Genomic DNA, 6,947 nt, shown 5'->3' with positions numbered 1-6,947 from the left:
GAATAGGTAAATCGCTTTTACTCTTAAAGGTTGTGGTGACTGAGGAAGATCAAAGCCTTGCAACTTCGCCATCTTCCCGCCAATCTCTAGTGCCTTCTTAACCAGTTTATCTTCATTATGAAGCTTGGAGCTTTTTGACATTGAAACACTACACCACATTACCCAGTAGCAGATTACAGTAAGAACTTCACTGGCCATCTTTTGCATTGAGCAGTTGATTTCTACCCTACCAATTGCTCCTTAATTTAGGGCTCTTTGGCTTATAATCATGTGAGCAGTCATGGTTGTTTTTATCCTGTTTGGTAGTTGCTCTACAAATATCAAGTCATTAACTTTAACCTGACGTACTTAGTAACTAAATGAAACCCCTAGTTGTACGGCACTTTCTTCAAAGTGATGCTCGTCGAACACCTTGTTAGTTTGGCGATACTCTACGTAAGGTCTTAATACTGAGTCGGTATAAGTTAATCGCGCTTCGTAGTGAAGGTTTGTGTCATTGTCTTCAACAAGTGCTGACTCGAATTGCTTTTGGACAACATAGTTATATGAGAATTCAGCGACGTGGCCTATCTCGTAGCTGAAACCTACGTCCATTCGGCCAAGGTGGCTTCTCTTGGGTTCATGTTCAGAACTGTGATAGCTGTGGTCGTGGTCATCATGGCTTACAGACATCTTACTATTTCCGTAGTCATAACCGATTCTGCCATGCAAACCGAATTCATGCGTGGCTTGGTAATCTACCCCAAGACGAGCTCGCAGCTCATTGCCATCGGCATAGCCCCCCTGAGCATAGGCACCGTATGCAAACAGTCCGAGATTGTCACTAGGTTTGAAGTATTTACCTGCACCCAACTGATAGAAATCGTGGGCACCAGTTTCGCCTTCGGCATAAATGAAGTAACCACTTTCATCCATCCAAACGGCTTCTACACCGTAGGCTTTATTAGTGTCACCGTGGCCATAATGTTCTTCATTGGCGACGTACACATCTATTTGGGAGCCATTAGAGATATCCACATTGCCGTGTGCAAAGGCAAAAGGAGTAAATAGAGCCATCGAAAGCAGTGAAAGGCGAAGGTTAAAACGTGTCATATGTCGTTCCTACTATCCGTTAAGTTGGGGCACCGTCTAGTGCCCCGATTGAGTTTCTATTTAGTGTTACCTTCGCGGGTATCACGGTAAGGGTCAGCTGAATGTTTGCGGTGTACAGAGCGAGGCTCTAAGCCATGTGCTTCACGCATCTTATCTACCATTCTTTGCTTTTCCCCCATGCCTTGTTTCATACTTTCAGGAAGCGCTTCTGTTGGAACAATCAAGTCTCGGTCAAGCGGCCACTCTTTTAGTAGCTGAGGGTGGTAGCCTTCTGGGTAGTACAATGACTCATCAATCTCTAGGTCACGGATTTCTTGTTCCTGAATATCAGCACGAGAGTTCTTAGGCATTGGTACGCGGAATACTTCACCATCATTTAAGTTGAACTGAGGTGCGCGGTTGTTCGGGAAGTCAGGGATAATGCCTTCACGAACCCATGCTTTGTCTGGTGTCACGTTTGCCACAATCATATCTGGCGCACCAAAGTGATAAGGTCCTTTCCAGTGCTCTCGAACCTGAGCAACGGTTTCGTTGTTGTAGTAAGGGTCAAATTCCATATGCGTTGTCATAAACAGTCGAGGTTGCACTTGATTTGCTAACCAACCAGCGGCATAGCCAGAGGTATGGTGAGTGTCGATCGTGTAACGTGTTAAGAAGGCTGGCACACCTTGAACAATGGATGCCAAACCTACCAATTCAGTTTGTACTTCTGTCACAAATAGGTCACAGCCGCTGCCGTATTTGATGTCTAGCTCTGTTGGTCGGCCGTCACCAGTCCAAATAAAACACAAGTTTTCATCGTCATTGATTTTCCAATCAAGGCGGTACGCAGATGCACCATCTTTGGCATGTGAACGTCTCCAGTGAGACACTTGAACGCCATCAACGTCGTAAATCACTCCGCCATCATCTTTAAAATCAAACTCGACGACTTCGATATCATTACCTGATGGGAACACATCAAACGCATCTTGGTGCCAAGAGAGCATCTGGAGCATGCCTTCGACCATATGACGAGTACCATCTTCAGGGTTACGACCTGATGGACCGTAAATGGTTAGGGGCTTTTCCCAGCGACCGTTCCAACCGCCGAACTGATACAGGTATGGCAGCGAACCAAAATGGTCAACGTGAAGGTGAGTGATAAAGACTTTATCTAGCTCATTTAGTGCCACTCCAGCTCCGATGTAGTTGGCAATAGACGCTTCCCCCAGGTCAAACACAAAATTGTCGCCATTTCCTAGCTCGACATAAATTGAAGTATTAGCTTGCCCTGGGCGTATCATTGGAGAAGTCCCCATGAAAGTAACTCTCATTTCGTCGTGCTGGAGCTCTTCTGTTCTAGGGAACCAGTTAGCTGCGGTGACCATGTGGTCCATTGGCTCAATGCCGTCGAACATTAACCCTTCTTTCCAAAGCTCTTCGCCAGTTTGGATGTCAGTTTTTAGGCCGCCTTGTAAGATGGCATGGATTTCTTCTGGTGAAGAGTAGATTTTGCCACCTTGTTTCATCAGATCTTCAGTGCTGACATTTTGCTTGTAGTTGAAATGTTTATAGCCACTGAAACTTGCTGAGTTTTCAGATTGATAATGTTCGAATGGGTTGTTTGCGAACGCGCTAGTGGAGATCAAAATAGCACCAGCGAGAGTGGTGAGAGTTCTACAATTTTTCATGCGTGAGTTCCTACATGGTTAAAGGAAATCACTTCCGTGTGTTACGGTTATAGGCCATGAACTTCTTAATTCACCCCTGCCCTGTTGATGAAGCTATTATCGAATAGCGTGAACAGAGAATGGATAGAGGAAACTTTAGATGAAACATAAATTAAATTAATATTTCGTTTGCTTGCTTTTCCTAAAGTGAAAAATAAAAAAGCTCATCAATTTTGATGAGCTTTGGTCCTTAGAATGTAAGCCAAATTGACCGAGAAAGACAGCAAATCCCTTTGCCATTGTAGGACTCGGTGAGGTAGATATTTAACTACTTTCGTTAGTGGGTTTGTCTTGCCCTGTTAGCTTAATTTGACGGTTGAATTCTCTGTCTGCTAGTTCTTGTTCGTCATACAGATCTTCCAGTACCACTTGATCCATTTCCATTACGTCATAGAATTGATCTTTGCAGTAATTTTCATCCCACTTTGGACGCATTTTATCGTCTTGAGCGATGCTATTAACGTGCTCAGCAGCAAAGTGCGTGTAGTGTTCAAACAGTTCGTCATCGGTGCCATTGGCAACCCATGAGAGCTTTTTAAACCACATCGCCGATTGTTCTTCGCTGATATGGTCGTTTACTTTACAGACCGACATTGCCACTAGCGACTCTGTGTAGTTTTCATAGTGTGGCAAGGTGTTGTGAACGTGTGCTCCACATGCCAGTACCAAGCCAGAGAACAGGGTTGTTGATGCTGCGATTATTTTTTTCATAGTGATGTCTCCTGGTTTGGTTGTGTACACATCTGCTTTACGTGACCTTTGTGTTCCGCTTCATCAATCAACTGCTTACCCATCGTGATTCCTTCTTGGTACATGTCGTGTTGCTCGCTGAATTGAAACTCTTGACCAAGAACGTCAGCGGACAAACCCTCAATGGTTTCACGCATAGCGGCAGATTGTTTGTCCACATAAGTTTGTGTCATGGTGCCGTACTCGACGCAATATTGGTTCACCGTTTCGACTGCCGCGGCAGCCATGATGGCATTATCCTGACTAAATAGCGTGTCGTGATCATGTTGGGCTGCTTTAACTGACATAGTGCCTAAAGTGCTGATACCAATTAATGCAGCGAAAACTGAGTTCTTCATTTGGAATTTCCTACAATTCGTAATCTGGTAAGCCAGATGTAACCATCTGACGTTTGGTGTTTAAAGGTCTGCCGTCAAAGGCTGGTGATGGCTGCCAATGCGAGTGATATAAGTGCCATGATTGAAACGATGCGTGTACTGTTCATATGTGAGATCCTATGTTTCGATTCAGGAAATCACATCCGTGTGGGTTGGTTGATAAGCTGAAAAGTCTGAGACTCTTCCCGTGCTTGGTTTATAGGTCGATTATGCGTGTGCTCGGTGGAGAAATGGAGATAGTTGACTTGGGATAAAACATAAATTGAATTTATGCATTTCATGTTCAATGTGTATCCCAAAAAATGACTTTTCTTCCCCGTGATTAATTTAGAGAATCATAGCCACGGCCACTCATACAATTGCGCATCAAGCTATCGCGCTCTTGTTGGTTTGCATGCTTCGCTGCGTTCTGAGAACCTGCTCCCGACAAGACTCCGATGGTGGTCCCCACTGCTGCACCGGTTTTGGCTGCGCTGCTTCCTGAGTTTCCAGAAATACTCCCCGCAATCGCCCCTGCGGCTGCGCCACGTACCCCTCTTTTCACGCCTTGCTCCACCGCACCACTTGCTTCATGGTGACCAACATTATCGAGTAAGCTAAGGCACTGGGCGTGATCTTGCTGAAACAAGTGGGGATCGTAGCGAGACTCATCAAACACTAAAGTGTGAGCTGAAACATAAGTGGGAACTGCTGAAAACATAGCAACGCTAATGGCAGCAGCGACATTAATGATTTTCTGGTGTAGGGGGTGATTTTTCATCGTATTGGCCTCTTAGGAAACCGGCAACTCCTTCTGCCATTTAAGACTCGTTCGGGTTAAAAGTCGTAAGACACACCAAGTGTCCAAATACTGTCGTTCTCAACAATATTGTTTAGCGCGCTTGATGTTGAGAGTTCACCTTCATTAGTATTGAAATATGTGTATTTAACATACGGTGTCCATTGGTCAATTGACGTAGAGAGAATCACTTCATGCTCATTGGTGCGGTATGAATCTTGGCTAAAGTAGAAGTCGCCACCGACATGCGTAAACCCGCCATTGGATCCATCTCGATTCTCATGTGTATATGTATAACCCAGTTCCCAGTTTCCCATATCCAACCCAAAACCAGCGACTAGTTGATTGGTATTAATCGCTGTATCACTCAGATTCTCTAAGGTTTGGCCTGAACGATTGTAACCATAACCAGTGAATAGATTGAGGTTTTCTGTCACCTGAAAATCGACAATAGCTTCGAGCAGCATCTCTTCTCCGGTCTCCCATTTACCTAACTCTCCGTATAGATTCAATCCCCAGTCATCTGAGAGTGAAAAATAGTGCCCATAACCAGCAGCTAGCCAACCTTGATCGTCGAAGCCAATATAAACTTGACCATTCTCAGACGTATCAATGAGTGCCCCCGCTTCTGTGACATAAGTACCTTCGTCGGCGGCATTAGATGCAATATTTTGCTCTAGATAGACTTGAGTTGATGTGGCAAACGCAGCACTGCTCATACACAAAAGAGATAGTGGAAGAAGACGAAACAGTTTCATAATTTTCTCCAGTATTGTTTAGCTGTTAACAAGTACTGGAGATTATTTAGTGATGGAGGATTGGAATAAACAAAGCAAACTTTAGATGAGAAATTAATCGTATTTATGTTTTACTCTTAGGTAATGCGGCTTTAATGGCGTTTCTGATTTTCATGTGTTGGCTATCATTGGCATAACGACGGTGATAGAGCATACGAAACTTAATCGATTGCAATTCTAGTGGAATATTGTGAATGTTGAGGCTAAGCTTTTGTGCCAACAACTCCGCTAATGAGCGTGTAGATGAGGCAATATAATCAGTAGTGCTTGCCAACATAAGCATCGAAGAAATAGAGCTGGTCTCGATACTGATTTTCCTTGGCTGTATAGGCTTGTCCGATAGGAAGTCTATAGTGTTCATCTCTGAACGCCTCACCTTTAACGCAATGTGCTTTTCATCGAAGTATTGTTCATAGCTCAAAGAGTCGGTAATGCGTGGGTGGGCTTTTCGAGTCAAGCATACTGCTTCATCGTCAAACAGTTCCTCTTCGATTAATGAATGACGTTTATTGGAAATCACATCGATCACCAAATCCACTTTTTGCGCCGTCAAGGCATCAAATAGCAGCTCTTCATCTAACGGTGCCTCAATAAAATTCACACCTTCTATGTTTGCCAGAAAATGGATCATACTTTCTGTGCAATAAACATTGAGCACATCATCACTTTCTACAACATTATTTATGACACTAATAGGGTCTTCAACTCGATGCGCTAGAGACACTGCAGCTCCTGTTGGCGCTATCCCACGACCTTCTCGGACGAACAGAGTTTTTCCAACAACGGCCTCGAGTCGTTTGATTGCTGAGCTCACCGCGGGTTGAGTAAGGTCAAGCTCCTCAGAAGCGACTGTAATTGAGCGATGCTTATAAACGGCTAGAAACGTGGTGAATAAATTAAGATCCAAGTAATTGCCCCTTTGTTACTCCAAAAAACTAAAGTGTGCAGTAGTAAGTTTTTACTTGCCTTCTTACGTACAACTTATTCTAGTCGTGAACCAATAAACGATTCGTCGTTTCTATTAATCGTTAACACTACTAGCGTACGCACATCAAATATGTTCAGTGAGAATATAATAGTTTCAATGTACTGTTTAAGCTAAGAATGACTGTGATTGGGGCTCGGAACACAAAAATGCAATATGCATCTCATATTTAACCTCTTTACGACGTACATCGTGACCGAGTCTATGTTATCGACAACCCCAACGGCTACTAACACCAAAAACGAAAAGGCGAACCAATTGGCTCGCCTTATAACTTCATGATAATTCTTATTTTAGAGGGTCATTATCTGGCAGCGCACTGTGAATCCAAAGTGCCAATCGGTGTTTGATATTTGCGCCGTCTAGCTTGCTGTCAGGTAGTGGCGTGATCTGTTTAGCATCGACCAAGAATAGGTAAATCGCTTTTACTCTTAAAGGTTGTGGTGACTGAGGAAG

At 43.9% G+C, this 6,947-nt stretch carries 9 protein-coding genes; all 9 read right to left on the bottom strand.

Going from position 1 to position 6,947, the window contains the following annotated elements; translation table 11 throughout:
* Window positions 1-141, bottom strand: a 141-nt coding sequence (locus tag ACTS60_RS00575; protein WP_440886766.1) for a DUF5062 family protein, incomplete at its 3' end; no start/stop codon positions are given.
* 207 nt (window positions 142-348) lie between these two features.
* On the bottom strand, window positions 349-1,092 hold the full coding sequence (locus ACTS60_RS00570; RefSeq protein ID WP_440886764.1) for a hypothetical protein: 744 nt from the start codon (window positions 1,090-1,092) through the stop codon (window positions 349-351).
* A gap of 56 nt (window positions 1,093-1,148) precedes the next feature.
* On the bottom strand, window positions 1,149-2,765 hold the full coding sequence (gntH, locus tag ACTS60_RS00565) for a guanitoxin biosynthesis MBL fold metallo-hydrolase GntH (protein WP_440886763.1): 1,617 nt from the start codon (window positions 2,763-2,765) through the stop codon (window positions 1,149-1,151).
* A gap of 303 nt (window positions 2,766-3,068) precedes the next feature.
* Window positions 3,069-3,515 carry a hypothetical protein gene (locus ACTS60_RS00560; protein ID WP_440886762.1) on the bottom strand — a complete coding sequence of 149 codons (447 nt, stop codon included), beginning with the start codon at window positions 3,513-3,515 and terminating at the stop codon, window positions 3,069-3,071.
* Window positions 3,512-3,892 (bottom strand): hypothetical protein, encoded by a 381-nt coding sequence (locus ACTS60_RS00555; RefSeq protein ID WP_440886761.1) that lies wholly within the window; start codon window positions 3,890-3,892, stop codon window positions 3,512-3,514. The genes ACTS60_RS00560 and ACTS60_RS00555 overlap by 4 nt, the downstream gene beginning before the upstream one ends.
* A gap of 361 nt (window positions 3,893-4,253) precedes the next feature.
* Window positions 4,254-4,691, bottom strand: a complete 438-nt coding sequence (locus ACTS60_RS00550) for a glycine zipper family protein (RefSeq protein ID WP_440886760.1) — start codon at window positions 4,689-4,691, stop codon at window positions 4,254-4,256.
* 56 nt (window positions 4,692-4,747) lie between these two features.
* Window positions 4,748-5,467: a hypothetical protein gene (locus ACTS60_RS00545; RefSeq protein WP_440886759.1), complete on the bottom strand. Its 720-nt coding sequence runs from the start codon at window positions 5,465-5,467 to the stop codon at window positions 4,748-4,750.
* A 103-nt stretch (window positions 5,468-5,570) separates the two neighbouring features.
* A complete protein-coding gene (locus ACTS60_RS00540) occupies window positions 5,571-6,413 on the bottom strand; it encodes a LysR family transcriptional regulator (protein ID WP_440886758.1) in 843 nt (280 codons plus the stop codon).
* Between the two features lie 366 nt (window positions 6,414-6,779).
* A partial coding sequence (locus tag ACTS60_RS00535; protein WP_440886765.1) for a DUF5062 family protein occupies window positions 6,780-6,947 on the bottom strand: 168 nt, incomplete at its 5' end.

Source organism: Vibrio sp. WZ-1, assembly GCF_052037695.1.
Classification (GTDB): domain Bacteria; phylum Pseudomonadota; class Gammaproteobacteria; order Enterobacterales; family Vibrionaceae; genus Vibrio.
The sequence above is the reverse complement of the archived record's forward strand: the minus strand, read 5'-3'. Positions and strand labels throughout refer to the sequence as shown.

Coding starts and splice junctions, on each gene's coding strand:
- ACTS60_RS00570 (WP_440886764.1), bottom strand. CDS start 1,092: ATGACACGTTTTAACCTTCGCCTTTCACTGCTTTCGATGGCTCTATTT.
- gntH (WP_440886763.1), bottom strand. CDS start 2,765: ATGAAAAATTGTAGAACTCTCACCACTCTCGCTGGTGCTATTTTGATC.
- ACTS60_RS00560 (WP_440886762.1), bottom strand. CDS start 3,515: ATGAAAAAAATAATCGCAGCATCAACAACCCTGTTCTCTGGCTTGGTA.
- ACTS60_RS00555 (WP_440886761.1), bottom strand. CDS start 3,892: ATGAAGAACTCAGTTTTCGCTGCATTAATTGGTATCAGCACTTTAGGC.
- ACTS60_RS00550 (WP_440886760.1), bottom strand. CDS start 4,691: ATGAAAAATCACCCCCTACACCAGAAAATCATTAATGTCGCTGCTGCC.
- ACTS60_RS00545 (WP_440886759.1), bottom strand. CDS start 5,467: ATGAAACTGTTTCGTCTTCTTCCACTATCTCTTTTGTGTATGAGCAGT.